The organism is Streptomyces rishiriensis, assembly GCF_003112535.1.
GTDB lineage: Bacteria > Actinomycetota > Actinomycetes > Streptomycetales > Streptomycetaceae > Streptomyces > Streptomyces rishiriensis.
The window spans coordinates 81,679-108,482 of record NZ_BEWA01000015.1 but is presented as its reverse complement, the minus strand read 5'-3'; the positions used below and the strand labels follow the sequence as shown (position 1 = coordinate 108,482).

Sequence of the window (26,804 nt, the reverse complement as noted above, 5' to 3'; positions counted from 1 at the left end):
GCCCGTGTCGGGCTCCCTGCCCGCCCCCGTGGAAGCCCGGTTCAGCGCGCCGGCAGCCGGTGCAGCACGACGTCCGTGAGACGGCCGTCCGCCGCGGTGGCGGTGAGATAGGTGCAGTGCGGCTGACGGCGGCGGTCGGTCGGGGAGCCCGGGTTGAGCAGACGCAGCCCGCCGGGGGCGGTGGTGTCCCAGGGGATGTGGCTGTGGCCGAAGACGAGGACGTCCAGGTCCGGGAAGCGGGCGGCGCAGCGGGCCTCGCGGCCCTGGGCCGGGCCGGTCTCGTGGACGATCCCGAAGCGCACTCCGCCCAGGTCGGCCCGGGCCACCTCGGGCAGCCTCGCGCGCAGGTCCGGCCCGTCGTTGTTGCCGTACACGCCGACGACCGCGCGGCTGCGGCTCTCCAGCAGGTCGAGGGTGGCCGTGTCGACCCAGTCCCCGGCGTGGATCACCACGTCCGCCCGCGCGAGCTCCTCCAGCAGCGCGGCGGGGAGGACTTTGGCGCGCTTGGGGAGGTGGGTGTCGGACATCAGCAGAAGACGCACGGCGTCAGGATACGAAACCGGCGGCGAGGGGACGGACCAGGACAGGTGGGACGCCGGCGACGGGGTTAGCATCGGGCCACGCGCACCTGCCGTCCCGCGCGCGGCAGAGCGATCCAGCAAGGGGGCCAGGAGCCCGATGCCGGTCAAGGTCAGCGTCATCGTCCCCGTCCACGACCCCGGTCCTCGCATCGCGACGTGCGTGGCCTCGCTGCTCGGGCAGTCGCTCCCGCCGGACGAGTACGAGGTGATCTTCGTCGACGACGGCTCCACCGACGCCACCCCCGCCCTGCTCGACGCGCTCGCCGCCGAGGACCCGCGGGTCCGTGTCGTCCACCAGGAGAACTCGGGCCGGCCGGGCGGGCCCCGCAACGTCGGCATCGACGCCGCCCGGGGCGAGTACGTCATGTTCGTCGACGACCACGACCGCCTCGGCGACGCGGCCCTGGAGCGGCTGTACGCCTACGGGGTCGCGAACGACGCGGACGTCGTCGTCGGCAAGACGGCCGGCGAGGGGCGCGCGGCGCCGGTGGAGCTGTTCCGCGCGAACCGTCCGCGCGCGGACGTCGCGACCGCGCCGCTCATCGACAGTCTCACCCCGCACAAGATGGTCCGCCGGGCGTTTCTGGAGCGGGCCGGGCTGCGCTTCCCCGAGGGGCGCCGCCGCCTGGAGGACCACGTCTTCGTCACGGAGGCCTATCTGCGCGCGGGCAACGTCAGCGTCCTCGGCGACTACGTCTGCTACTACCACGTGCGACGGGACGACGCCTCGGACCCGGGCCTGCGGCGGCCCGAGCCGGTGGGGTACTTCAAGAACCTGCGGGAGGCCCTCGACGTCGTCGAGCGGTACACCGCACCGGGTCCGCTGCGCGACAGCCTGTTCCGGCGCTGGCTGCGCGTGGAGATGGTCGAGCGGCTGCGCGGCCGGGCCTTCCTGGACCTGCCGGAGGACTACCGCAGGGAGCTGTTCGCGGAGATCCACGCGGTGATCGTCGAGCGGTTCGGGCCGGGGGTCGCGGCGCCGCTGCAGCCCGCCCGGCGGGTCGTCGCCGCGCTGGCCGCCGAGGGACGCTACGACGACGTCGTCGCGTTCGCGCGGTGGGAGACGGGCGTCGCTCTCGCCGTCGACCCCGTGGACGTCGCCTGGAGGGAGGGCGTGCTGCGGATCGTGTTCACCGCCGAGATGTCGCACGACGGCGCGCCGATGGTCTTCCCGTCTGCCGCCGGCTCCCCGCGGTGGCCGCCGCGGGATCTCGCCGAGGCGGTGCGCCTGCTGGGCGCGGAGACCGTCGCCCGGTTCGACCGGACCGTGCCCGACCTGCTGCTGCGCGAGCGGACCAGCTCGGCGCAGTACCTGCAGCCGGTGGAGGTGGTCCGGGAGACCGTGCCGGCCGGCGACGGCAGCCGGGTGCGGCTCGTCCTGCGGGCCACGGCCGTCCTCGACCCGGCGACCGCGGTCAGCGGCGACGCGCCCCGCGAGGGCCTGTGGGACATGTGGGTGCGCGTGCGCCTGGGCGGCTGGACGCAGGAGGTGCGGCTGGGCCCGGCGGCCCGCCACGGCCGGCCCACCCCGCCGGCCGCGGTGGTGGCGGGCCGTGTGGTGCTGCCGTACTGGACGGAGCGGTACGCGAGTCTCGCCCTGGACGTCGGCCACGCGACGAAGCGGCTCGGCCTGGGCCGGGTGTCGGCCGGGGACGTGAGCGTGGAGGAGGACCGGTTCCGGGTGGTCCTGCCCCTGCATGTGCCGCAGAGCGCCGACGCCGTGCTGCGGCTGGCGCCGGTGAAGCCGGGCGATGCCTGGGAGGTGGGTGCCACGCTGTCCCCGGGCGGGCGGCTGGAGGCCGTCCTGCCGGTCGACGGCCTCAGGGGCCGGACCTGGCTGACGGCGGTGTGCCTCTCCCCCGGAGCGGAGGGGGCGCGTTTCCACCCGCTGCCCTTCGCCCTGCACGTCGATCAGGACGGCGCCCTCGTGGTTCCGGCGCCCCAGCCGGGCGGCGCACGGCGGCTGGCCCGCAAGGTGCGCCGCGTGCTCTACCGGGCGCTCGGCAGGGGGACGCCGCCCCGCCGGTGAGACGGCAGCGCGGCCCGCGCGGTCGACGCCGGGTTCCGGGGCCGGGGCGGGATTCCGGGGCCGGGGCGCCTGTCCTTCGCTGTGCGCCCGTCCTCGCGCCGCGCGGTCATGAACTGTCGTGCACTGCGGTCATGACCGGTCGCGGACTGTCGTGCGCGCAGGGGTCGTGCGCGGAGGCCGGGGCCGGCGGCTCCGTCGCCGGCCGGTCAGTCCTCGCCCCGGATGATGTTGCTCTCCGGGCCGGACCGGGTGCCGGGCGCGGCCACCGCCGCCAGGCAGGTGCGCGGCGCCGCGGGGACACGGCGCACCCGACGCGCCGTGGCCCACCCCGTCTCGGGTCGGCCGGTCTCGGGTTTCTCCTCGGTGTGCGCGGTCACGACGGTTCAACACCCTTCTGTTCCTTCGGCGGCCCCGTCGGCGACGGGGCCGCTGTCGCGGCTCAGCCCGCTCCCGGGCCGCCGCTGCCGAACGAGCCGCCGGAACCTTCCTCCCAGCGGGGGCGGCGCTGGTCGGCGCTCTCCCTGCTGCCGGTGGTCCGCAACTCGTGGGGCGTGAGACGTTCGCCCGTGTCGGTCGCCCGCGGCATCTCGTTCGGCTCGCGGGTACGGCTCTCGTGGGTCCGTCCGGACGCGGGCATCCGAGGCTGTTCGTGCGGCTTCGGCGGTGCGGGCTCGCGCTGGCGGATCTTGTGGCCGAGCCGGAAGGCCCAGATCAGACCGCCCACGAGCACCAGCCCGACGACGATGAAGGCGACGGTGGCCAGGGCGGACCTTCCGGATGCCGCGAGGTAGGCGGAGGCGAAGTTGTCCATGGCCGCCGGGTACCCTGCCGCGGCCCGCGGACACCTGACGGCCCGGCTCGCGGTGCCGGCGGTGCCCGGCACACGGTCCGGGGGCGCCGCGCGGCACGGTCCGGCGGTGCCGTGCGGCGGGTCAGCCGGGCAGCACCAGCTCGCTCCAGACCTGCTTGCCGCCGCTGACCGGCACGGTTCCCCAGGCGTCGGACACCGCCTCGACGAGGAGGATGCCGCGGCCGCCGGTGGCCTCCCAGCCCGGGTCGGTCGGCTTGACGGGCGTCCGGGGCGAGGCGTCGGTGACGGCGACGCGCAGGCGGCTGCCGATCAGGGTCAGGTCCAGGCGGACCGGGCCGCCGGTGTGCACCAGGGCGTTGGTGACGAGCTCGGAGACGACGAGCAGGGCGGAGTCCATCGCGGTCTCGGTGACGCCCCAGACGCGCAGGGTGCGCCGGGTGAAGCGGCGGGCGTGCCGCGACGCCTCGGGCACCCGCCACACCGTCCAGCCCTCGCGCAGGGGTTTGACGGCCATGCCGTCGTAGCGCATGAGGAGCAGGGCCACGTCGTCGCCGCGATGGGCGTCGTCGAGCAGGGCGTCGGCGACGAGTCCGAGGTGGGCGGGGTCGGACGCGGACAGTCCGCGGGCGAGCCGGGCCAGGCCGGTGTCGATGTCCAGGTCGGCGGACTCCACGAGCCCGTCCGTGGTCAGGGCGATGACGGCGCCCGGCGACAGCCGCAACGGGGTCATCGGGAAATCCGCCTGGGCGACGACGCCCAGCGGCGGGCCGCCCTCGGTCTCGGCGATGTCGGTGGAGCCGTCCGGGTGACGCACGACGGGCGGCGGATGCCCGGCCCGCACGCACCAGGCGGTGCCGTCCTCCATGCCGACGTCGACGTAGCAGCAGGTGACGAAGAGGTCGGTCTCCAGTTCCAGCAGGAGCCGGTTGGCGTGGGCGACGACGACGTCCGGCGGATGGCCCTCGGCGGCGTAGGCGCGCAGGGCCGTGCGCATCTGCCCCATGAGGGTGGCGGCGGCCGCACTGTGGCCCTGGACGTCGCCGATGACGAGGGCCACATGGTGATCGGGCAGCGGGATGACGTCGTACCAGTCGCCGCCGACCTCGAGGCCCGCGGTGGCGGGCAGATAGCGGGCGACGGCGACCGCACCGGGCAGGACGGGCAGCCGGCGCGGCAGCAGCTGGCGCTGCAGCATGGCGACGAGTTCGTGCTCGGCGTCGAAGGCGCGGGCGCGCATCAGGGCCTGGCCGGCGAGGCCGGCGGAGGCGGTGAGCAGGGCGCGTTCGTCGGGCCCGAAGTGGTGCGGCCGGTCCCAGCCGATGAGACAGACGCCCGCCGTGCGACCGCCCGCGGACAGCGGCAGGACGGCGAGTCCGCCGGGGCCGACTCCGGCCAGGGCCGGTTCCAGGGCGGTGCCCGCGGGCCAGATCCGGGCGCGCCCGTCGCGCAGGGCGGCGGCGAGGGTCGGCATGGCGCGCACGGACGCGTCCGGCCACTCGGTGCGCCACTCCAGCCGCCACAGCGCGGGCCAGGACTGCGGCTCGGGCGGGTCGAGGACGGTGACCACGAGCCGCTCGCCCTCCACCTCGGCGAGGGCGATCCGGTCGGCCTGCAGCGGCTTGCGCAGGGCGGCGACGACGGCCTGGCTCACGTCGCGGACGGTGCCGGCGGTGGCCAGCGCGGCGGCCAGCCGCTGCACCCGGGCCACGTCGGTGACCTCGTCGCGCAGGGCCGAGGCGTCGGCGACGGTGCCGACCAGCCGCGCGGGGCGGCCGTCGCCGCCGGACAGCAGCCGGCCGCGCAGCCGCAGCCACCTCGGCGGTCCGGAGGGCTGGAGCACGCGGAACTCCAGCTCGCGGTCGCCGATCGACATGTGGTCCGCCTCGACGACGGACATGAGCGACGGCAGGTCCTCCGGGACCGCGCGCCCGAGGAGGGTCTCCACCCGGCCGTCGAAGTCGGCGCGGGGCATCCGGAACAGCTCCAGGATCTCGTCGCCGACCTCGACCCGGCCGGTGTCCATGGCGAGGCTGAAGTCGCCCGCGCGCAGCTCCTCGCCCTCGGCGGGCGCGACCGCGGCGGGGAAGGCGACGACTTCGGCGACCAGCTCCAGACAGGCCCGGTCGTCGGCGTCGAAGCCGCCGGGACGCTCGCTGAGGGCGAGCAGACAGCCCGCGCCGTCGCGCAGGGGCAGGGCGGCCAGGTGGACGTCCCGGGCGGGCATCCGCCGTGACTCCGGGCAGCCGGCGAGCTCCGCCGGGCCGAGCCACACCGGCCGTCCCCGGCGGTGGGCGTCGGCGGCCGGCGAGCGGCCGTCCAGCGGGTAGCTCTCGCGCAGCCCGTACAGGGTCCGCGGGACACCGGCCGCCTCGGCCAGGCAGAGCAGGTCGCCGGCGGCCCCGGACGTGTAGAGGGCGGCGACGGCCGCGCCCGCGAAGACGAGCGCCTGTTCGAGGGTGCGGCGCACCCGGTCCGGCGCGGCGAGATCGGCCGTGATCGTCTTGAGGGCGATTTCGGCACGCGAAGACCCCGCCCTGCGCTCCGCGGCACCCTCACTGACCACGACCGCAATTACAGCGCCATCGGGGTCGGCGCGCAGCCCCTGTGCCCGTTTCGGGCGCGACGCAGGCGTCGCGGGAGTGGTGGCGGAGGGCGTGCGGGGGCGGCGGCCGGGCCGTGCTCGAACGACGCCGAACAGGTGCGGACGCCGACGCCGCTCGACGCGGACGGCTCCCCCGGCGCCGGGACCGGCCCAGGGACGGAAGATCCACGCCTCGGCCCCCGACCGTTCCTGAGCGCGACGATCCGGCCGTCAGGGTGCGCGGGGGCGCACGCGGGGCGGTCGTGCACCGCCGCGCGCTTCGGCCATGAGGGCATGACAACGGGCCGACGGGGTACGAGACGGCATTCGGCGGGGGCGCCGCTCGCCGTGCGCGTCGCGTCGCCAGGGGGGAGATTTGAGGCCTGAGCCGCGCGGCGCCGGGCGAGGAGGTGGTCGCCGTGCCCGAGCAGACGTCCGGCCAGGCGCCGGCCTCCCCGGGGGCCCCGGTCGGCCTGCCGCTGCTCTCCCTGGCGCTGACGTCGATGATGGACGACGTCGGGGCGCACTCCGGCGCCGTCTACCTGCGTCCGGGCGACGAGCCGGTGCTGGAGATGGCCGTGATGGCGGGTCTGCCGCGGTCCTTCGCCGCGCCCTGGGAGCGGGTCGGGCTGAGCGCGCCCATCCCGGTGGCAGAGGCGGTGCGCGAGCGGCGACCCGTGTGGGTGGGCGGGCAGGAGGACATGGCCCGGCGCTATCCGCGGATCGCCGTCGTGCTGCCGTATCCGTTCGCGCTGGTGGCGCTGCCGGTCGCGACCGCGTCCCGGGTGTACGGCGCCGTCTTCCTCACCTGGCCCGGCTCCCATCCCTCGGAGCTGTCCGACCGCGAGCGCCAGGATCTGACGTCGGCCTGTGAGCGGCTGGCGCTGCGGCTGGAGCGCGCGGCGGCACGCAACCGTGCGGTGCGCGCCGAGTCGGACCTGCTGGAATCGGGGCCGCTCGGCGGCGTCTCGGACACGCTGGGCTCGCTGGAGGCGGCCCGGATGGTGGCCCGGCTGCCGTACGGGATGTGCTCGCTGGATCTGAGCGGGCGGGTGGGCTTCGCCAACGGCGCCGCGTCCGAGATGCTCGGAGTCCCGGTGCGGGGGCTGCTCGGCTCCCAGCTGTGGGCGAGCGTGCCGTGGCTCAACGATCCCATGTACGAGGAGCGTTACCGGGCCGCGCTGATCAGCCAGGACGCCACCTCGTTCGTGGCGCTGCGACCGCCCTCCGAGTGGCTGTCGTTCCGGCTGTACCCGAGCACCACCGGGATCAGCGTCCGGATCAGCCGGGCCCGGGCCGTGTCCGAGATACGGCCCCCCGGTCAGAAGCCCGGGGACGCGCCCACCCGGCTCGTGTCGATGTCGCAGGCGCTGAGCATGGCCGGGGCGCTCACCGAGACGGTGAGCGTGCAGGACGTGGTGGGGCTGGTCGCCGACGAGATCGCGCCGGCGGTGGGCAGCCAGGCCCTGGCGCTGCTCGGCGCGCAGGCCGGCCGGCTGCATGTGCTCGGCCACCACGGGTATCCCGACCCGCACGCCGTGGAACGGTTCGACGGGATGCCGCTCACCGCCCCGACCCCGGGCGCGCACGCCGTCGCCCACGGGGTTCCGGCGTTCTTCGACTCCCGGGAGCAGTTGGAACGCCTGTATCCGGCGCGGCAGACCTCCCCCGACGGCTTCGCCGCCTGGGCCTATCTGCCGTTGATCGCCTCCGGCCGCCCGGTGGGCGCCTGTGTGCTGGCCTACGCCGAACCACGCCGGTTCTCCACGCACGAGCGTGCGGTGCTGGCCAGCCTGGCGGGGCTGATCGCCCAGGCCCTGGACCGGGCCCTGCTGTACGACGTCAAACACCAGCTCGCCCACGGTCTCCAGGCGGCGCTGCTGCCGCCCTCGCTGCCGTCGCTGGCCGGCCTGGAGGCGACCGCCCGCTATCTGCCCGCCACCCGGGGCATGGAGATCGGCGGCGACTTCTACGACCTGGTGCCCTCGCCCCCGCTCGCCGCGGCGGTGATCGGGGACGTGCAGGGGCACAACGTGACCGCGGCCGGGCTGATGGGGCAGATCCGCACCGCGGTGCGCGCGTACACGACGGTCGGGCAGGAACCCGGAGAGGTCATGCGCAGCACCAACCGGCTGCTGATCGATCTCGGCTCCGAGCTGCTCGCCAGCTGTCTGTACCTGCGGCTGGACCCGGCCCGCGGACGGGCCGTCATGGCCCGGGCCGGGCATCCCCCGCCGCTGCTGCGCCGGCCGGACGGCCGGGTGCGCGTCCTGGACCTCGCCGGCGGCCCGCTGCTGGGCATCGACGACTCGGCGACGTATCCGACGACGGAGGTCGAGCTGAGCACGGGCTGTGTCCTCGCCCTCTACACGGACGGGCTCATCGAGAGGCCGGGCATAGACATCGAGGACGCGGTCGCGGACCTGGGACGCCGGCTCGGCGCGGCCGGGGACCGCCCGCTGGAGGAAGTGGCCGACGAACTGGTGGGGCACTACGCGGCGGCGGAGGAACGGATCGACGACGTGGCGCTGCTGTTGCTGCGGCCGTGGGAGGACCGGTGAAGGCCGGGCGGTCGGGCGCGCACGCGAACGGTCCGGCCCCCCGCCGGAGGGGCCGGACCGTTCGGATGACGCCGTGTCAGTGCGACTGCGTCACACCCGAGCCGTCTTCCTGACCGTTGCCGGCCTGGTGGCCGCCGTTGCCGGTCTGGTTCTGGCCGTTGCCGGTCTGGTTCTGGCCCTTGCCCGTCTCGTTCACGCCGCCGTCGGCGTTGCCGTTGCCCGCGGCGCCGCCGCCCTGGATGGGCTGACCGGTCTGGTCGTCGATGCCGTCGCCGTTCTGGTCCACGGCACCGCCGTTGCCCGCAGCGCCGCCGCCCTGGATGGGCTGACCGGTCTGGTCGTCGATGCCGTCGCCGTTCTGGTCCACAGCGCCGCCGTTGCCCGCCGCGCCGGCGCCCTGGATCGGCTCACCGGTCTGGTCGTCGATGCCGTCGCCGTTCTGGTCCACGGCACCGCCGTTGCCCGCAGCGCCACCCGCGTTGCCAGCAGCGCCGCCCGCGTTGCCCGCGCCTCCGGCGTTACCGGCGCCACCGTCGCCGAGGGTCGCGCCGACCGCCGCCAGCGCGGTGGTCACCGGCTGGAAGAAGGTCTCGCCGCCCGCGGTGCAGTCGCCGCTGCCGCCCGAGGTCAGGCCGACGGCCTGGCCGTCCTGGGTGAAGAGCGAGCCGCCGCTGTCACCGGGCTCGGCGCAGACGTTCGTCTGGATGAGGCCCGTGACGGTGCCCTCGGGGTAGTTGACCGTGGCGTCGAGGCCGAGGACCTGCCCGTCGTGCAGACCGGTGGTGCTGCCCATCCGGAGGACCTGCGTGCCGACCGTCGCCTCGGCGGCCTGGCTGATCGCGACGGTCTGCTGACCGGTGTTGACCTCGCTGGGCGCCTGGGTGTTCGGGTCGTCGTACTTCACAAGCGCGAAGTCGCCGTTGCCGGGGAAGGTCGCCTGGTCGACCGTGGCGATCGGCTGGCCGTTCTGGGAGTCGGACCACTGCTTGGCCGCGACCCCGCAGTGACCGGCCGTCAGGAAGGCCGCGGAGCCGTCGCCCGCCTTCACGTTGAAGCCGAGGGAGCAGCGCGCTCCGCCGCCGAATATCGCGTCGCCGCCGGAGACCAGGGGCTTGAGGGCGCCGGACGACTTCCGGATCGTCGCCATGCCGGAGCCGAGGCTCTTCACGGTCGACTCGATCCGGTTCCACTTGCCGCCGGTGACGGTCGAGTCGGCGGTGACGAGGAGCTTGTTGGTCTTCGGGTCGACGGCCCAGGAGGTGCCCGGGATGGTCGCCTTGGCCTTCAGCGTCTGGGCGGCCGCCTTGAGCTCGGCCGTGCTGTTGTCCACCTCACGGACCTTGGCGCCCGCCCGCTTCGCCTGCTCGACGACGCCGTTCTGGTCGCCGGAGACGTTCGCCACGTTGACGACCAGCTGCTTGGCGGCTGCGTCGTAGTAGGAGCCGGCGAAGGTGTCGCCGAGCATCTTCTGCAGCTGTGAGGCGAGGTCCGAGGCGTTGCCCGCCTTCAGGGTCTTCACCGAGGCGGTGTTGCCCGAACCGCTGTCCTGAGAGGCGTTGGCCTGGGGAAGCAGGATGGCCGCCGCTCCGAGCGCCGCCACACCGCCAGCCGCGACGATGGCCTTGCGCTTCGTAACTCGCTTGTGACTCAAAAAACTCGACCTCCTGGGGGACGGGGTCCGGCTGCCGGGGGTTCGGCAGCTCCGTACAGCGGCGCCTGGTTGGCCATGAGTACGCAGCCGATGCGCGGCGCGTTCAATCGCGTTTGCCAACTTCCTTTGCACAAGGCTGAATCGGCCATGACCCGCGGCCGGCCGGATCGGGCGGGTGGGCAGTCGCCCGTAGGCCGACGGCGGCCGGCGAGGGCGCCGGGATCCCGCCCGAAAGACATGACGACGGAGCGGCAACCGACTGCGCCGCGACGCGCGGCGCCCGGTTCCGGTGTCCTGATCCGAGAGGTGGCCGCCCCTGCGCGGGCCGGGCGGCCGCGTACCGGAGCCCCGGTGCCGCACCCGGCACCCTCCGTCGCCGCCCGGACACGCTGTGTCGACGATCAGAAGCGGAATCCCCGCTTCAGGGAATCTGCACAGGGAATGCTCAACCAGGTCACCGTGAGCGGGGGTTCTGCACAACTCGGCGACGGCCGTCATGCCATAGGGGCAGGAGTGTCCGATTAGCCGCGAGAGCGCCCGACGCTCATCCGAGCGAATTCGGCCGGAGGTGTGAAGAAGTCGCCGACAAGGCGTGGGCACACCTGCACGGTTTCCCGCTCCTGTGACGCAAGTGCCCAGGTGAGAGGGGGGATTGATTGGAAGCGTCGGCCGTGGACCTGCTTTGATCCATCGCATCGCAGGGCCGCAGCGGCCTCCCGGAAACGGGAAGCCCGGCCCCGCGGTCGCGGCCGTCATCTGTCCCCAGAGGGGGCCGCTCCCCCTTATGAGATATCCATGTGAAGGGAAGTTCCCCCATGAACTCCACCCCCCAGGTTGAGACCGTAGAGATCTCCGACGCCGAGCTGGACAACGTCTCCGGCGGTCTGTCCCTGAACGCCGTCGGCACCGTCACCGGCCTGGTGGACGGCGTTGCCCCGGTCTCCGGCCTGGTCAACACGGTCGTCGGCACGGTCGAGGGTGTCACCGGCCTGAACACGGCCCCGGTCACCAACCTGGTCGCCGGTCTCTGATCGCGCCCTGCGTGACCCCTTCGAGTCCCGGAGCCCTCACCCGGCTCCGGGACTCGTCGGCGTCCTGACCCTCCCGGGGGAAGTCCCGTGCAGTTCCGTCAACAGGCTCTCGCCAAGCTCCAGTCACCGGAGGAACTCGACCTGCCGGTGCGTTTCGCGCGCCCTCAGGGCTGGCTGGTGCTGACCGTGACCGTGGTCGTCGTGGTGGCCGCGTCCGTGTGGGCGGTGACCGGCTCGGTCGCCTCCACCGTGAGCGCGCCCGCCGTCCTCACCCATGGCGAGGGCAGCTACATCCTGCAGAGCCCGGTGGCCGGCCAGGTCACCGCGGTGCTCGCGCAGGAGGGCCGCCGACTGCCCGCCGACGCCCCCGTGCTGAAGGTGCGCACGGCCGACGGCGACACCGTGGTGCGGACGGTCGCCGCCGGCCGTGTCACCGCGCTCGCCGCCACCATCGGGCAGATCATCTCCACCGGCGCGAACGTCGCCGCCGTGGAGAAGGTCGCCGACCCCGACGACCCGCTGTACGCGACGGTGTACGTCCCCGCGCAGAACGCGGCCTCCGTGCCGGTCGGCGCGCCCGTGGACCTCACCGTGCAGACCGTGCCCTCCCAGGAGTTCGGCGTGCTGCGCGGTCATGTGAAGTCGGTGGACCGCAACGTCCAGTCGGCGCGGCAGATCTCCGCCTTCCTCGGCGACAGCCAGCTGGGTGAGCAGTTCACCGAGGACGGCCGCCCGGTGGCGGTGCTGGTGCGCCTCGACAGGTCCGCCGCGACGAAGAGCGGCTACAAGTGGTCGTCGGCGGAGGGCCCGCCGTACGCCCTCGCCTCCATGACCCTGGCCACCGGCTCGATCCGGCTGGCCGATCAGCGTCCCGTCGACTGGCTGCTGCCATGAGCACCGACGAGCAGACCCGCGGCCGGCGCCGGGCCGCGCCGCCCAGGCGCACGGTCCCCAAGTCCTCGGCGAAGACGGTCCGTACGCCCACCGTGCTCCAGATGGAGGCCGTGGAGTGCGGGGCGGCCTCGCTCGCCATGGTCCTCGGCCACTACGGCCGGCACGTTCCGCTGGAGGAGCTGCGCATCGCGTGCGGCGTCTCGCGCGACGGCTCGCGCGCCAGCAACCTGCTCAAGGCGGCCCGCGGTTACGGCCTGACGGCCAAGGGCATGCAGATGGACCTGGCGGCCCTCGCCCAGGTGAAGGCGCCGGCGATCCTCTTCTGGGATTTCAACCACTACGTCGTCTACGAGGGGCTCGGCCGGCGGTTCGGCCGCCGGGGCGTGTTCGTCAACGACCCCGGCAAGGGCCGGCGGTTCGTGCCGATGGAGGACTTCGACGGCAGCTTCACCGGGGTCGTGCTGGTCCTGGAGCCGGGCGAGGGGTTCGAGCGGGGCGGACGCAAGCCGGGCGTGCTGGGCGCGATGCCGGCCCGGCTGCGCGGGACCGCGGGCACGATGCCGGCGGCCGTGCTGGCGAGCCTGCTGCTGGTGCTGGTGGGCGCGGCGGTGCCGGCGCTCAGCCGGACCTACATCGACATGTTCCTGATCGGCGGTCAGACCTCCCTGCTGACGGTGCTGTTCGCGTCGATGGGCGCCTGCGTGGCGCTCACGGTCGCCCTCACCTGGCTCCAGCAGGCCAATCTGCACCACGGCCGGATCATCTCCTCGACCCTGTCCAGCGCCCGTTTCCTGCGCCATCTGCTGCGGCTGCCGGTGACCTTCTTCTCCCAGCGCAGTCCGGCCGACCTCGTCCAGCGCCTGCAGTCGAACGACGCGGTCGCCGAGACGCTGGCCCGCGACCTCGCCTCGGCGGGCGTGGACGCGGTGGTCGTCGTCCTGTACGCCGTCCTCCTCTACACCTACGACCCGCAGCTGACGTACGTCGGCATCGGGGTGGCGCTGCTCAACGTCGTCGCGATGCGGATCGTCATCCGCATGCGGGCGACGCGGACGGCGAAGCTGCGCGCGGACAACGCACGGCTCACCAACACGGCCTACACCGGGCTGCAGTTGATCGAGACGATGAAGGCGACCGGCGGCGAGGACGGCTACTTCCGCAAGTGGGCCGGGCAGCACGCCACGACGCTGGAGGAGCAGCAGCGCCTCGGGGCGCCGAGCGCATGGCTGGGCGTGGTCGCGCCGACCCTCGCCACGCTCAACAGCGCGCTGATCCTGTGGATCGGCGGCATGCGGGCGATCGAGGGCCACATCTCGGTGGGCCTGCTGGTCGCCTTCCAGGCCCTGGTCACCCGCTTCACCGCCCCGCTGACCCGGCTGAACGGCGTCGCGGGCCGGATCCAGGACTTCGCGGCGGACGTGGCCCGGCTGAAGGACGTGGAGAACTTCCGCTCCGACCCGCTCTACGACCGCCGCCCGGGCGCCGACTCCACCCGGCGGCTGCGGGGCCACGTCGAGCTGGAGAACATCGCCTTCGGCTACAGCCCGCTGGACAAGCCGCTGCTGACCGGCTTCGACCTGACCGTGGGGCCGGGGCAGCAGGTGGCGCTGGTCGGCGGCTCAGGCAGCGGCAAGTCGACGGTGTCCCGGCTGATCTCGGGTCTGTACACGCCCTGGGAGGGCGTGATCCGCATCGACGGGCAGCGCCTGGAGGACATCGCGCGCGGGGCGTTGGCCTCCTCCGTCTCCTTCGTCGACCAGGAGGTGTTCCTCTTCGAGGGCACGGTCCGCGACAACGTGGCGCTGTGGGACCCGTCGATCCCCGACGACGCCGTCCTCGACGCGCTGCGCGACGCGGCGCTTCTCGACGTCGTCATGCGCCGGCCCGGCGGTGTCCACAGCAGGGTCGAGCAGGACGGCCGCAACTTCTCCGGCGGGCAGCGCCAGCGTCTGGAGATCGCCCGGGCGCTGGTGCGCCGGCCCAGCGTGCTGGTGCTGGACGAGGTGACCAGCGCGCTGGACGCGGAGACCGAGCAGACGGTGATGGACAACCTGCGCCGGCGCGGCTGTGCGTGCGTGGTGATCGCCCACCGGCTCAGCACGGTGCGCGACAGCGACGAGATCGTCGTGCTCCAGCACGGCACGGTCGTGGAGCGCGGTCGGCACGAGGAACTGGTGGCGCGCGGCGGTGCGTACGCGGCCCTGGTCAGGGAGCGATGAGATGACAGCCGTACCCGGGGACGACGTCGTTCTCACCGCGCTGGGACAGCTGGGGTCGCGGAGGGACTGCGCCGGCCTCAGCCGCCTGGACCTGGAGGGTCCGCAGGCGCTGTGGCTGGTCGCGTCGGGCGCGCTCGACCTGTTCGCGGTGGACGCCGGGCAGCAGGGCCACTGGCATCATCTGGGCCGCCTGGAGGCCGGGTCCCTGCTGCTGGGCCCGGTGGCCGGACCCCAGCACACACTCGTCGCCCGCCCGTCGCGCGACTGCGTGGTGCACCGTGTCGGGCTGCGCGAGCTGTACCAGCCCGCGAGCACCCAGACCTGGTCCTACGACGAGTACGGCAACCCTCAGTACGTGCCGCCCACGTCGAGCCCTCTGGAGTACGCGCTCGCCCTCGGCGCAGGCCGCGGCCTGTCGATCCTGTTCCAGGCGCCGATGGCCGTCGAGGGGGCCGCCGAGGACGGGGGCGCGCCCGCGCGCGTGCCGGCGGGCACGGGGGACGACGACGACGTGTTCTGGATGCAGGTCCCGCCGGGCAGCGTGCAGTACGGCTCGCTGTACGGCGCCGAGGCGGCCGCCGACCTGCTGATGGACCCTGCCGTGTGGCAGTCCATGGTCGACCAGCAGTACCGGCTGCTGACCACGCTGGACCGCTGGATCGAACAGCTGGAGCGCAGCCACGAGACGCGTACGGCGGCCGGGATCAAGGCGGGTGAGGCGGTCCGCGACCAGGCCGACCGGACGCTCCTGGCGTCGATCGGCGGGAAGTCGGACCGCCGCACGACGTCCGCCGACGCCGACGCCACCTTCGCCGCCTGCCGGCTGGTCGCCCGGGCCGCCGGGATCACCCTGGCCGAGCCGTCCCGGACGGGCGCCGACAGCGACCGCCTCGACCCGGTGGAGCGGGTCGCCCTGGCCTCCCGGGTGCGCGCCCGTGCCGTCCGCCTCGACGGACGCTGGTGGCGGGACGACGTGGGCCCGCTGGTCGGGCACCGGGCGCTGTCTGGGGCCCCGGTCGCGCTGCTGTGGCGACGCGGGGGCTATGTCGCCGTCCATCCCGCCACCGGGCGGGAGACGCCGGTCGAGAAGGCCAACGCGGCGGAGTTCGAGCCGCGGGCCGTCATGTTCTACCGGCCGCTGCCGGAGCAGGGCCTCGGCCCGCTCGGCCTGCTGCGGTTCAGCATGCGCGGCACCGGCTCGGACCTGACGAACCTGCTGCTCAGCGGGTTGGTGACGGTGGCGATCGGGGCGCTGGTGCCCATCGCCACCGGCAAGGTGCTCGGCCAGTACGTGCCGAGGGCCCAGCAGGAGCTGATCGTGCAGGTGTGCCTGGCCGTGATGGTCAGCAGTGTGGTGGCGGCGGCGTTCATGCTGCTGCAGAATCTGACCATCCTGCGCATGGAGGGCCGGATCGAGGCGACGCTCCAGCCCGCCGTGTGGGACCGGCTGCTCAGGCTGCCGACGAAGTTCTTCACCGAGCGTTCCACGGGCGAGCTGGCGAGCGCCGCCATGGGCATCAGCGCCATCCGGCGGCTGCTGGCGGGACTCGGTCCGTCGGTGGCGCAGTCCGTCACCGTCGGCGCCATGAACCTGGGGCTGCTGCTCTGGTACAGCGTGCCGATGGCGCTGGCGGCGATCGGGATGCTCACCGTCATCGCCGCGGTGTTCCTGGGTCTGGGGCTGTGGCAGGTGCGCTGGCAGCGGCGGCTGGTGGTGCTCTCCAACAAGCTCAACAACCAGGCGTTCCAGACGCTGCGCGGCCTGCCGAAGCTGCGGGTGGCGGCGGCCGAGAACTACGCGTACGCGGCCTGGGCGGGGCAGTTCGCGCGCAGCCGTGAGCTGCAGCAGCGACTCGGCCGGATCAAGAACCTCAACACGGTGCTGGGCGCGGTGTATCTGCCGTTCTGTTCGCTGCTGATGTTCATGCTGCTGGCCGGTCCGGCCCGCGGCGCGCTGTCCGCGGCGGACTTCCTCACATTCAACACGTCGATGACGATGCTGCTCACCTCGGTGACGTCGCTGACCGGAGCGTTCGTGTCGGCGGTGGCCGCGCTGCCGCTGTTCGAGGAGATCCGGCCGGTGCTGGAGGCCACCCCCGAGGTCCGCACGTCGAACACCCGCCCGGGCCGGCTGACCGGCGCGCTCGAAGCCCGCCGCCTGTCGTTCCGCTACTCCGACGACGGTCCCCTGGTCCTCGACGACGTCTCCTTCGAGGTGCGGCCGGGCGAGTTCGTGGCGGTCGTCGGCCCGAGCGGCTGCGGCAAGTCGACGCTGCTGCGGCTTCTCATCGGCTTCGACAAGCCGGTCTCCGGCAGCGTCCTGTACGACGGCCAGGACCTGGCCGCGCTCGACCAGTCGGCGGTGCGCCGCCAGTGCGGGGTGGTGCTCCAGCACGCCCAGCCCTTCACCGGCTCCCTGCTGGACGTCATCTGCGGCACGGAGGCCTACACGCCCGAGGAGGCGATGGCGGCCGCCGAGATGGCGGGTCTCGCGGAGGACATCAAGCGCATGCCGATGGGGCTGCACACGATCGTCTCGGGCAGCGGGTCGGTCTCGGGCGGCCAGCGTCAGCGTCTGATGATCGCCCAGGCGCTGATCCGCCGGCCGCGGATCCTGTTCTTCGACGAGGCGACCAGCGCCCTGGACAACGAGACGCAGCGCACGGTCATCGAGAGCACCCGCAAGCTCAACGCCACGCGGGTGGTCATCGCGCACCGTCTGTCGACGGTGCTGGACGCCGACCGGGTGATCGTGATGGAGAACGGCAAGGTCGCCCAGCAGGGCCCGCCCGCCGAGCTCCTCGCGGACACCGGCGGCCGGCTGCACGAGCTGGTGCGACGGCAGCTGGCCTGACGGCGTCCGGTCCGCTCCCGGCCGCCGTCGGCCTCGCGATCCCTGCACCCGCCCCGCGCTCACCCTCCCTCTCCCCCTCTCCCTCTCCGCTCTTCCCTTCCCTCCCCTCCCCTCCCCCGCCGCCCCGGCTCGGACCCGCCGGAGGAGAAGTCGGCCGGGGCGCGCTAACGAAACTTTGCCGTTTCGCTGAAACTGGTCTAGCCTCGATGTGTACGAAACAGTTTCGTTTACGTGTTCTTTGCCCTTCGTTCCTGGAGTGGTTCCCCATGCCTTCGAAGACCTTGACGGACGGCACCCGCACGGGCGCCGAACAGGAGCCGTCCGCGGCATCCGCCAGGAAATGGTGGATCCTCGCGGTCGTCGCCCTCGCCCAGCTGATGGTGGTGCTGGACGCCACCATCGTGAACATCGCCCTGCCCTCCGCCCAGGCCGACCTCGGCTTCTCCGACGGCAACCGGCAGTGGATCGTCACCGCCTACGCGCTGGCCTTCGCCTCCCTGCTGCTGCTCGGCGGCCGGATAGCCGACCTCTTCGGCCGCAAGACGGCCTTCCTGATCGGCGTCGTCGGCTTCGCCGCCGTCTCCGCGCTCGGCGGCGCGGCCACCGACTTCGAGATGCTGGTCACCGCCCGCGCGCTCCAGGGCGCCTTCGGCGCGCTCCTCGCACCGGCCGCCCTCTCGCTGCTCAACACCACGTTCACCGACGCCAAGGAGCGGGCCAAGGCGTTCAGCGTCTACGGCGCCATCGCCGGCGCCGGAGGCGCGGTGGGCCTGCTCCTCGGCGGCGTCCTGACCGACGCCCTCGACTGGCGCTGGACCCTCTACGTGAACGTGGCCATCGCCGTCGTCGCCTTCGCGGGCGGCTGGATCCTGCTCTCCAACCACCGCGACGCCGAGAACTCCAAGCTGGACGTGCCCGGCACCCTCCTGGTCGCCTCCGGACTGTTCGCCCTGGTCTACGGCTTCTCCAACGCCGAGACGCACGACTGGGGTTCGCCGCTGACCTGGGGCTTCCTGATCGCCGGCGGCCTGCTGCTCGCGGCCTTCGCCTGGTGGCAGACGCGGGCCGCGCACCCGCTGCTGCCGCTGCGCATCCTCTTCGACCGCAACCGCGCCGCCTCCTTCCTGGCCGTGCTGATCTCCGGCGCCGGCATGTTCGGCGTGTTCCTCTTCCTCACCTACTACCTGCAGCTCAACCTCGGCTTCAGCCCGACGAAGACGGGCGTCGCCTTCCTGCCGATGGTCGGCGCGCTCATGGTGGCGGCGCAGCTCGGCACGACGGTCCTGGTGCCGCGCCTGGGCCCGAAAGCGGTCATCCCGCTGGGCTTCGCGATCGCCGGGGTCGGCATGGCCTGGCTGACCGGGATCGGCATCGGCTCGCACTACCTGAGCGCGGTGCTGCCGCAGCTGATCGTCACCGGCCTCGGCCTCGGTCTGGTCATGCCGCCCGCCATGCAGCTGGCCACCGGCGGAGTGGCCGCCGAGGACGCGGGCGTGGCCTCCGCCACCGTCAACGCCATGCAGCAGGTGGGCGGTTCGATCGGCACGGCGCTGCTGAACACCCTCGCCGCGAGCGCCGCGACCGACTACCTGGCCGGCAAGGACCCGACGAACAAGCTGGTCCAGGCGCACGCCACCATCGAGGCCTACACCACCGCCTTCTGGTGGTCGGCCGGCTTCTTCGCGGCCGGCGCGGTCATCGCGTTCCTGCTCTTCCGCCGCGGTGTCCCCGAGCAGGACGCGGACGCGGCCCCGGTGATCCACATGTGACGGGCCTTCGCATCGAGAGCCGCACCGGGAAGAGGGGCCGCCGTCCAGCAGGGACGGCGGCCCCGCCGCGTCGCCCCCCGTCGGAAGCGCGGTGGGCGTACGGGCGCGGTGGGCCCAACGGGAACGGGCCGGCCGGGAACGGGCGTATCGGGAGAAGGCGCACCGGGAGCACGCGTACCGGGAAGAGGTGCGCGGACTGCAGAGGTTTAGGGCTGGGTACTCGCGGGCCATGAGAATCAGCGTTCTGGATGTCGGGTCGAACACCGTCCGCCTGGTGGTGGCGGACGCGGCGGGCGGAGTTCCGCTGCCGGTGCACACGGCGAAGTGGCGGCTGCGGCTGTCCGAGCAGGTCGCACCTGGTGACCCCATTCCGGAGGAGGCCGTGGAACGGCTCGTCGGCGCGGTCGCCGCGGCCGCCCGCACGGCGGACCGCTGGGGCGCGACCGGTCCGCTGGCCTTCGCGACCGCCGTGGTGCGCGCGGCCCCCAACCAGCGCGAGGTGCTGCGCACGGTCCGGGCCCGGTCCGGTGTCGCCCTGTGCACACTGCCCGGCGAGGTGGAGGCCGAACTGACCTTTCTCGGCGCCCGGCGCTGGATGGGCTGGCGCTCCGGGCCGCTCGCCCTGCTGGACATCGGGGGCGGCTCGTTCGAGGTGGCCTTCGGCCGCGGCAGGCTGCCCGACTTCGTGGCCTCGCTGCCCCTCGGGGCAGGCCGGCTCACCCACGACTTCTTCGCCGGCGTCGACCCGCCGACGCCGGAGCTGCTGCGTGCGGCCCGACGCCGGATCCGCCACCAGCTCAGGGACGTGGCCGCCCGGATCCGCTGGGAGGGGCCGCGCACGGCGGTGGCCACCTCCCGCACCTTCCAGCAGCTCGGCCGGCTGTGCGGTGCCGCGCCCGGCCGGCACGGTCCCTTCATGGACCGCACCCTGCACCGCCGTGACCTGCGCGAGGCCATCGGCACCCTGGCCGCCCTGCCCGCGGCCGAGCGCGCCCGGCTGCCCGGCATCTCCGCTCCGCGAGCGGCGCAGAGCCTGGCCGGTGCGGTGATCGGGCACACGGCGATGAAGCTCACCGGGCTGAGATCGGTCACCGTCTGCCCGTGGGCGATCCGCGAGGGCATCATGCTGCGCCATCTGGAGGACGGACCGGCCTGGTGGGCGGAGGTGGCCCGGATCGCCGACGAGGAGCCGGACGCGCCCGCGGAGCCGGTCCCCCTGCGCCTCGCCCAGCACGGCCGTTAGCCGGGCGGACGTCCCGGCCGCCGCCCGCGCGCACACCGCCCCCGGCCGCCCACCGCTCCGTCCGCCGGACGACGCGACCGTGCGCCCCCGACGAAAAGGAACCCCCCTCGTGTCCGACCACGAAGAACAGCCCGACACCGGCCAGAACCGCCCCCGGACCCCGCTGGAGGAGGTGCTGCGCGAGATAGAGGACGCCGAGACGCGCGTCGACGACCAGGAGAGCGAGCGCCGCCGGCGCAGGAGCGAGGCGGCCGACGCCCTCGCCGCCGACCGGCGGGCCCGGGAGGAGTCCGAGGACGACTGAGCCCCCGGGGAGGGGCACGTGCGGCCGGCGCGGCGGGTGCGCCGCACGTCGCAGGGGTGGCCGGGCGGGCGCGGGGTACCCGGCCCGCATGGCACACGACCCCCATGGACCACGGCTGCCGGCCGCCCGCGGCCCGGTCTCCGCAGCGGTCCGCGCGCATCTGTCGGGCACGGGTCCGCTCCCGGCGGACGAGACGGTCGCCGCCGCGTCCCCGTACGGCGACGACCTTCAGCTGGCGCTGTACCTCTGCTACGAGCTCCACTACCGCGGTTTCGCGGGCGTGGCCCCGGACCGCGAATGGGACCCTGATCTGCTGCGGGTGCGGGCCGCGCTGGAGCACCTCTTCCTGACCGCCCTGCGCGAGGACACCCCGGTGCACGCCTCCGTCGACGAGGCGCTCGCGGATCTCCTCGTCGAGCCCGCCGAGGGCGCGGGCGTCAGTCACTTCCTGTCCGGCGAGGGCGAGCGGTGGCAGGTGGGCGAGTACGCGATGCAGCGCTCCCTGTACCACCTCAAGGAGGCCGACCCGCACGCCTGGGTGCTGCCGAGGCTGTCGGGCCGGGCCAAGGCCGCGATGGCGGCGGTGGAGTTCGACGAGTGGGGCGGCGGCCGACCCGAGCGCGTCCACGCGCAGCTGTTCGCCGACCTGATGACGGACCTGGGTCTGGACACCGCGTACGGCCGCTATCTCGACGTGGCCTGCGCCGAGACGCTGGCCACGGTCAACCTGATGTCCCTCCTCGGGCTGCACCGGTCCCTCAGGGGCGCCCTCGTGGGCCACTTCGCGGCGGTGGAAATCACCTCCTCGCCCGGCTCCCGACGGCTGGCCGAGGCGATGCGCCGTACCGACGCGGGACCCGCCGCCGTGCACTTCTACGACGAGCACGTCGAGGCCGACGCGGTGCACGAGCAGGTCGTGCGCCACGAGGTGATCGGGGGCCTGCTCGCCGACGAACCCCATCTGGCAGCGGACGTCGTCTTCGGTCTCGACGTCACGGGGTTCCTGGAGGACCGTCTGGCCGACCGCCTGCTGGCCGCCTGGCGCAGGGGCGAGTCCTCGCTGCGGCCCGCGCCGCGGGACTCCACGGGCGACGGAACCGCCGCACGTCCGGAATCCGAAAGGCTCCGCGTTCCCTGATGCCGGGGTACCGGACACAGCCGACGAGAGCGACGAGAACGACAAGAACGAGGGACAGGTGGTCGTCCGTGCCGAACTCCCCTGCCGACAGGCCCTGCCGGATCCGCGTCCAGCACCGGGGCCCCCTGCTCGTCGAGGGCCCGGTCGAGGTGGAACTGGAGGACGGCACCACGGTCGCCTCCGACCGCTTCCGGGTGGCCCTGTGCACCTGCCGGCGCAGCCGGCGCTATCCCTGGTGCGACACGAGCCACCGCGACCGGGAGCGCAAGCCGGCCCCGGCACAGCGCTCCGGGGCCGGACAGTCCGGCCCCGGAGCGGAAGAGCGTTGATCCCGGAGGCCGGCCGGGGGCCCCACACCTCCCGCCCGGCCTCCGGGGGCGGGATCACGACAGTCCCTCGCGTAAGGGGCTCGCACTCCCCACTTCACGAGCCTCTCTCGGTGTCCACGGGAACCACGTGATCCCGGTCTCAGAACGCGAAGAGGCTGCTCGCGGCAGCGTTCTTCACGCACTCGTTGGCGAAGGTGCGCTCGAAGTCGACGCGCTTGCCCTGCCACACGCCGTCGACGGTGACGACCACCGGGTCGTACTGCTTGGTGCACACGGCGCCGCTCGGACCCGCCAGGACGTCGAGGTTCCCGCCGGCGGCGCGCAGTTCGGCGCAGGCCAGGGCGGCGGCGGGATGGGTGCCCGAGGGGGTCGGGGCGCAGTTCAGAGTCACGGCCCGGGCCGCGTTGACGGTGGCGGCGCTGTCTCCGTGGCCCACGGTCAGCACGAATGCCGACGGGGCGTAGAGGGAGGTGGGCGCTGCGGCCGGGGCGGCGAGCGCGGGTCCGGTGAGGGATCCGCAGACGGTGACGGCCGTGAGGCCGAGGGTCGCTGCCCAGCGCGCGGTGTTCCGCATTGTGTGCATCCTTCCGCTCGATTCGGGGGTGTGCCGGTCCGGCCCGATCGGTGCCGGACGCGGCGAGCGCGAGTCTGCCGAGTCCGCCGCCGAATCTCACATCGACCCCACAGGTTTCAGTAACCTTGCGTGTTGAATCAGTGGCGTGAAGTCACGGGATTCGAACGTTCCAACGCCGAAAGCAAGCGCTTCGTGATCTCTTCGGTCCTCTCGGTGACCGGTTTTCATAGCTTCGTTAATAGGCCTGAAACATTCCGCTCTCCGCCCTCCGGCCCGCGCCGCACCCCCTCGTTCCGCTCTCGGCGGACCCCTTCCCGTCCCCTTGTGTTCACCGACCAGCGGAGTAATGCTCATTACATGATTACGACAGAGCAGAACGAGAAGCTGAGAGGCTGGTTCGCGGGCCGACTGCCCGACGATCTCTTCGAGGAACTGACCGAAGTCACGGCCGATCGCGAGGAGATCACCGTGATCGGCCGCATCGCCGCACCCCGGCTGGCCGAGGACGCCCCCGCAGCCGAGCGGAGGGCGGCCGTCGACGCCCGGATCCAGGAGTTCCGCGACCGCACCCGCGACACCCGGATGGCCGTGGCCCGCGACGCCGAGCACCGGTTCCGGCACAAGGTGTCCTGGGGTGTGGTGTGCGACGGGGAGCGGGCCCTGTTCACCCATGTCGCCGCGCCGGTCATGACCCGGCTGCGGCAGCCCGAGCGCCAGGTGCTCGACACCCTGATCGCCGCGGGCGTGGCCCGCAGCCGCAGTGAGGCGCTCGCCTGGTGCGTCCGGCTGGTCCAGCGCCACTCCGACGACTGGCTCACCGAGCTGCGGGAGTCCCTCGAACACGTCCAGCGCGTCCGGTCCCAGGGCCCGGACGCGGCCTCCGATCCGACGGAGCCGGCGGAATCCTCCGGCGACGCCCCTGACCGGGGATGACCGCCGGGAACCCGGCCTGCCGCCCGCCTACCCGCCGGTATCGTCGCCCTGCGACTGCGACGCAGGGCGACCACGGGACGGCGAGAGGCGGCACGGACGGATGGCCAAGCACTGGGCGGACTTCCAGTACGAGATCTATCTGAACGGGATGACGGGCGCGGTCCCCCGGCTGCCCACCGACCTGACCAGGCTGGAAGAGCTCACCGAGCAGAGCCTCGGACCGGGCCCGGTCGGTTATGTGGCGGGCAGCGCCGGGGACGGCAGCACGGCCCGGGCGAACCGCGCCGCCCTGGAGCGCCGCCGGATCGTGCCGCGGATGCTGCGGGACGTCCAGGAGCGGGACCTGTCGGTCGAGGTGCTGGGCCGGGCCCTGCCCGCGCCGCTGGCGCTCGCCCCGGTCGGCGTGCTGTCGATCATGCATCCCGAGGCGGAGTCCGCGGCGGCCCGTGCGGCCGCCGCGCAGGGGGTGCCGTACATCCTGTCGTCGGCGTCCAGCACGCCGATCGAGCAGGTGGCCGAGGTCATGGGCGACGCCGAGCGCTGGTTCCAGCTGTACTGGTCCAAGGACCGCGAGGTGACCCGGAGTTTCCTCGGCCGGGCGAAGGCGAGCGGGTTCAGCGTGCTCGTCGTCACCCTGGACACACCGCTGCTGGCCTGGCGGCCGCGCGACCTGGACCAGGCGTATCTGCCGTTCCTGCACGGCGTGGGCACGGCCAACTACTTCACCGACCCGGCCTTCGAGGCGGGCTTGGCCAAGCCGGCGCACGAGGACCCGAACGCGGCCGTCCTGCGCTTCATCGGGCTGTTCGCGGACCCCGGCAAGACCTGGCCGGACCTGGCGTTCCTGCGGGAGAACTGGGACGGCCCCATCGTCCTCAAGGGCGTGCTGCATCCGGACGACGCCCGGCTGGCCGCCGACGCCGGGATGGACGGCGTCGTCGTCTCCAACCACGGCGGCCGCCAGGTGGCCGGTTCGATCGCGGCGGCCGACGCGCTGCCGGAGGTGGCGCGGGCGGTCGGCGACCGGCTGACCGTACTGTTCGACAGCGGGGTGCGCACCGGCGCGGACGTCTTCAAGGCGCTCGCACTCGGCGCGCGGGCGGTGCTGCTGGGCCGGCCCTACGCGTACGGGCTCGGCCTGGACGGACAGGCCGGCGTCGAGCACGTGATCCGCTGTCTGCTCGCCGAGTTCGACCTGACCCTGGCCCTGTCCGGCCACGCCGGCCCGGCGACGGTCGGCCCCGCGGACCTCGTCGAGGCCCCCGTCTGACGCCCGGCGGACGCCGACCGGCGCCGCACCGGCGCCGGCAGGGTTGTGGGGACGCCGCCGTGCGGCCGTGCCCCGGGCGTCAGGCCGTGCCGTCCGGGAGGCCGACCGGCTGGGCCGACGGCGGTGCGTGCGTGCCGGTGACCGCGAGGGAACCCGGGGTCGCCGAGGCGACGTCCGTCAGCCAGCGCTGGCCGGTGGAGTGGTCGCGGACCTTGACGACGACGTCGGCGCCCGCGTCCTCGCCGGCCGTCGCGAGCGCCAGCGCGTCGTCCCAGCGGGGCAGCAACTCGCCCTGCACGGTGAGGTCGTAGCGGACGTCCTCGCCGCGCGCGTCTGTGGCGTCGGCGCACGCGCCGAGGATCACCACGCCGGCGTCCGCGTGCGAGTCGACGCACAGGTCGGAGTGGGCCGCGCTGCGCAGCTGGCCGTCGTCGCCGTACGACCACGCCTGCGTCTCCTCGGACGAACAGGCCGCCAGCTGGACGGCGGCGCCGGCCTTCGCCTCGCCCCGGATGTCCAGGCACAGGTCGGCGGCCGCGTTGCGCAGCCTGGTCTGCCGTGGCGGGGTGGGCAGTTGGGCGGTGCCGGGGGCCGTGGGCGAGACGGTGGCCGCCTGCGAGTCGGTGCCGGGGACGCTGCCGCTGGTGGAGGCGGCCGGGTCCGCGCCGCCGTCGTCCGACCACATGCCGGCGGCGAGCAGGGTCGTCAGCAGTCCCGCCGAGGCCAGACCGACGCCGGTGAACAGCGCTCGCGGCGACCGGGCCGCCCCGGACGCCCGCCGGCGGGGCGAGGGAATGCGCGCGAGCAGGTTGCCGCCCCGGCCCCGCGTGCCGCCGCCGCGATGGCGCGCGGAGCCCTTGAGACGGACCGTCTGCTGCTTGGCGCGGCCGGGCCGGGTGTCGTGGTAGCGACGCGCCCCCCAGCCGAGCACCGCCTCGGCGAGCAGCACGCCGAGGCCGCTCTCGAAGTGGCCGAGCTGCTCGGCGGCGGAGCGGCAGTAGCGGCACTCGTCCAGGTGCTTGCGCACGTCCGGCAGCAGGTCGCCGCCGCGCCGGATGGGGACGTCGAGGAGCCGGTTGTAGAAGCGGCAGTCCTTGCTCGGGGCGAGTTCCCGATGGGCGCGGACCACGCCCTCGCGGAGCTTGTCCCGCGCCTGTTCGAGGACGGCGGACACGGTGTCGGTGTCCATGCCGAGCAGACCGGCGGCGACGGTGACCGGCTCGGCCTCGGCCTCCACGTGCCACAGGACGCAGCGGGCGACCGCGGGAAGCCCCTGGAACGAGCGTTCCGTCAGCACCCGGTTCTCCGGGGTCATGGACTTCGCGCTGCGCATTCCCCGTGCGCCGGCCGGTTTGCGCAGCACGGGCAGGACGCCGGACAGCCCCTCGTCGGCGGACCACAGTGCGGCCGTGTCCCGCACCGTCACCAGCAGCCGCGGTCGCAGCGCGGTGCCCGGCTCGCCCAGCTTGAGCCGGTCGAAGACCTGATGGAAGACGGCCGTGGTGAGCATGGACGCGGCGCTCCCGGAGGAGGCGAGGCAGATGACCGCGTACTCCTGCACAGGCCGCCAGTGCCGGGCGATCAGCATGGCGGTGGACTGGGCGACCTCGCTGTCCGCGCCGCCGCGTATTCCGGCGGCGAGGGACTCGTCGGATTCTCCGGGGCCCCCGCCGGGCGGCGGGTAGGGCGGAAGAGGAGGCTGAGCGGTGGGCACTGAGCGAATTCCTTTGGTACGTACCTGTTCGGTGCGGCAGGGAGCGAGAATTCGCCTCCGCCGACGAACGCAGGGGACCCGGCCATGACCCCCCGCACGGGTGGTTCACCTTTGCACAACTAAGTCGGGCACAACAAGGCGACGACTGAAGCCACGCTTATTGATGGAATGTCGATAACGGAAACCTACTCCCGCCGTACGGCGCGCCATTGTGCGCGCCTTGGCGGCCCGGCCGAATTCCGTCGTCGCGCCCCGTGTGAAACGCGCACACCCAGCAAAGTGCCGCGCACGCTCCCGACGCGCCGGTCCGCGTAGTTG

20 protein-coding genes are annotated in these 26,804 nt (G+C 73.7%); 13 read left to right on the top strand and 7 right to left on the bottom strand.

Annotated features, from left to right (window positions below; all coding sequences use genetic code 11):
• Nucleotides 1-41 precede the first annotated feature (41 nt).
• Nucleotides 42-542: a metallophosphoesterase family protein gene (locus Sri02f_RS26005; protein ID WP_109003731.1), complete on the bottom strand. Its 501-nt coding sequence runs from the start codon at nt 540-542 to the stop codon at nt 42-44.
• A gap of 136 nt (nt 543-678) precedes the next feature.
• Here Sri02f_RS26005 and Sri02f_RS26000 point away from each other — a divergent pair, with 136 nt between their 5' ends.
• Nucleotides 679-2,610, top strand: coding sequence for a glycosyltransferase family 2 protein (locus tag Sri02f_RS26000; protein ID WP_109003730.1), 1,932 nt, complete (start codon nt 679-681; stop codon nt 2,608-2,610).
• A 206-nt stretch (nt 2,611-2,816) separates the two neighbouring features.
• On the opposite strand, the gene Sri02f_RS41810 is transcribed toward Sri02f_RS26000, so the two are convergent.
• From Sri02f_RS41810 to Sri02f_RS25990, 3 genes are all read right to left on the bottom strand, one after another.
• The gene (locus tag Sri02f_RS41810) at nt 2,817-2,987 is read right to left on the bottom strand and encodes a hypothetical protein (RefSeq protein ID WP_167467620.1); all 171 of its coding nucleotides are present in this window, start codon (nt 2,985-2,987) and stop codon (nt 2,817-2,819) included.
• A 62-nt stretch (nt 2,988-3,049) separates the two neighbouring features.
• Nucleotides 3,050-3,421 (bottom strand): DUF6479 family protein, encoded by a 372-nt coding sequence (locus Sri02f_RS25995; protein WP_174855708.1) that lies wholly within the window; start codon nt 3,419-3,421, stop codon nt 3,050-3,052.
• A 121-nt stretch (nt 3,422-3,542) separates the two neighbouring features.
• On the bottom strand, nt 3,543-5,984 hold the full coding sequence (locus Sri02f_RS25990; RefSeq protein ID WP_109003729.1) for a SpoIIE family protein phosphatase: 2,442 nt from the start codon (nt 5,982-5,984) through the stop codon (nt 3,543-3,545).
• Nucleotides 5,985-6,421: 437 nt separating this feature from the next.
• Here Sri02f_RS25990 and Sri02f_RS25985 point away from each other — a divergent pair, with 437 nt between their 5' ends.
• Nucleotides 6,422-8,563, top strand: a complete 2,142-nt coding sequence (locus tag Sri02f_RS25985) for a SpoIIE family protein phosphatase (protein WP_373865128.1) — start codon at nt 6,422-6,424, stop codon at nt 8,561-8,563.
• A gap of 76 nt (nt 8,564-8,639) precedes the next feature.
• Here the strand turns inward: Sri02f_RS25985 and Sri02f_RS25980 are convergent, their stop codons facing one another.
• A complete protein-coding gene (locus Sri02f_RS25980; protein ID WP_167467619.1) occupies nt 8,640-10,214 on the bottom strand; it encodes a S1 family peptidase in 1,575 nt (524 codons plus the stop codon).
• A gap of 815 nt (nt 10,215-11,029) precedes the next feature.
• On the opposite strand from Sri02f_RS25980, the gene Sri02f_RS25975 reads away from it, so the two are divergent.
• From Sri02f_RS25975 to Sri02f_RS25935, 9 genes are all read left to right on the top strand, one after another.
• On the top strand, nt 11,030-11,245 hold the full coding sequence (locus Sri02f_RS25975) for a hypothetical protein (protein ID WP_062643340.1): 216 nt from the start codon (nt 11,030-11,032) through the stop codon (nt 11,243-11,245).
• Nucleotides 11,246-11,332: 87 nt separating this feature from the next.
• Nucleotides 11,333-12,139 carry an HlyD family efflux transporter periplasmic adaptor subunit gene (locus Sri02f_RS25970; RefSeq protein WP_109003726.1) on the top strand — a complete coding sequence of 269 codons (807 nt, stop codon included), beginning with the start codon at nt 11,333-11,335 and terminating at the stop codon, nt 12,137-12,139.
• Nucleotides 12,136-14,358 (top strand): NHLP family bacteriocin export ABC transporter peptidase/permease/ATPase subunit, encoded by a 2,223-nt coding sequence (locus Sri02f_RS25965; protein WP_109003725.1) that lies wholly within the window; start codon nt 12,136-12,138, stop codon nt 14,356-14,358. Before Sri02f_RS25970 ends, Sri02f_RS25965 begins: the two co-directional genes overlap by 4 nt.
• Nucleotide 14,359: 1 nt before the next feature.
• Nucleotides 14,360-17,212, top strand: a complete 2,853-nt coding sequence (locus Sri02f_RS25960) for an NHLP bacteriocin export ABC transporter permease/ATPase subunit (RefSeq protein WP_109003724.1) — start codon at nt 14,360-14,362, stop codon at nt 17,210-17,212.
• A gap of 266 nt (nt 17,213-17,478) precedes the next feature.
• Nucleotides 17,479-18,981, top strand: coding sequence for an MFS transporter (locus tag Sri02f_RS25955; protein WP_109003723.1), 1,503 nt, complete (start codon nt 17,479-17,481; stop codon nt 18,979-18,981).
• A gap of 229 nt (nt 18,982-19,210) precedes the next feature.
• Nucleotides 19,211-20,224, top strand: coding sequence for a Ppx/GppA family phosphatase (locus Sri02f_RS25950; protein ID WP_109003722.1), 1,014 nt, complete (start codon nt 19,211-19,213; stop codon nt 20,222-20,224).
• A gap of 109 nt (nt 20,225-20,333) precedes the next feature.
• A complete protein-coding gene (locus Sri02f_RS25945) occupies nt 20,334-20,528 on the top strand; it encodes a hypothetical protein (protein ID WP_109003721.1) in 195 nt (64 codons plus the stop codon).
• Between the two features lie 88 nt (nt 20,529-20,616).
• Complete coding sequence (locus tag Sri02f_RS25940) at nt 20,617-21,666, top strand: iron-containing redox enzyme family protein (protein ID WP_109003720.1); 1,050 nt, start codon at nt 20,617-20,619, stop codon at nt 21,664-21,666.
• A gap of 68 nt (nt 21,667-21,734) precedes the next feature.
• Nucleotides 21,735-21,995 carry a CDGSH iron-sulfur domain-containing protein gene (locus Sri02f_RS25935; protein WP_109003719.1) on the top strand — a complete coding sequence of 87 codons (261 nt, stop codon included), beginning with the start codon at nt 21,735-21,737 and terminating at the stop codon, nt 21,993-21,995.
• A gap of 139 nt (nt 21,996-22,134) precedes the next feature.
• Here Sri02f_RS25935 and Sri02f_RS25930 read toward each other — a convergent pair whose 3' ends face one another.
• Nucleotides 22,135-22,569, bottom strand: a complete 435-nt coding sequence (locus Sri02f_RS25930; RefSeq protein ID WP_109003718.1) for a subtilase-type protease inhibitor — start codon at nt 22,567-22,569, stop codon at nt 22,135-22,137.
• Between the two features lie 357 nt (nt 22,570-22,926).
• On the opposite strand from Sri02f_RS25930, the gene abmR reads away from it, so the two are divergent.
• Together abmR and Sri02f_RS25920 are read left to right on the top strand one after the other, a co-directional pair.
• Nucleotides 22,927-23,502, top strand: coding sequence for an ATP-binding transcription factor AbmR (gene abmR, locus Sri02f_RS25925; protein WP_109003717.1), 576 nt, complete (start codon nt 22,927-22,929; stop codon nt 23,500-23,502).
• A gap of 100 nt (nt 23,503-23,602) precedes the next feature.
• Nucleotides 23,603-24,772, top strand: coding sequence for a lactate 2-monooxygenase (locus Sri02f_RS25920; protein WP_109003716.1), 1,170 nt, complete (start codon nt 23,603-23,605; stop codon nt 24,770-24,772).
• 79 nt (nt 24,773-24,851) lie between these two features.
• On the opposite strand, the gene Sri02f_RS25915 is transcribed toward Sri02f_RS25920, so the two are convergent.
• Nucleotides 24,852-26,486 (bottom strand): ricin-type beta-trefoil lectin domain protein, encoded by a 1,635-nt coding sequence (locus Sri02f_RS25915; protein WP_109003715.1) that lies wholly within the window; start codon nt 26,484-26,486, stop codon nt 24,852-24,854.
• Nucleotides 26,487-26,804 lie beyond the last annotated feature (318 nt).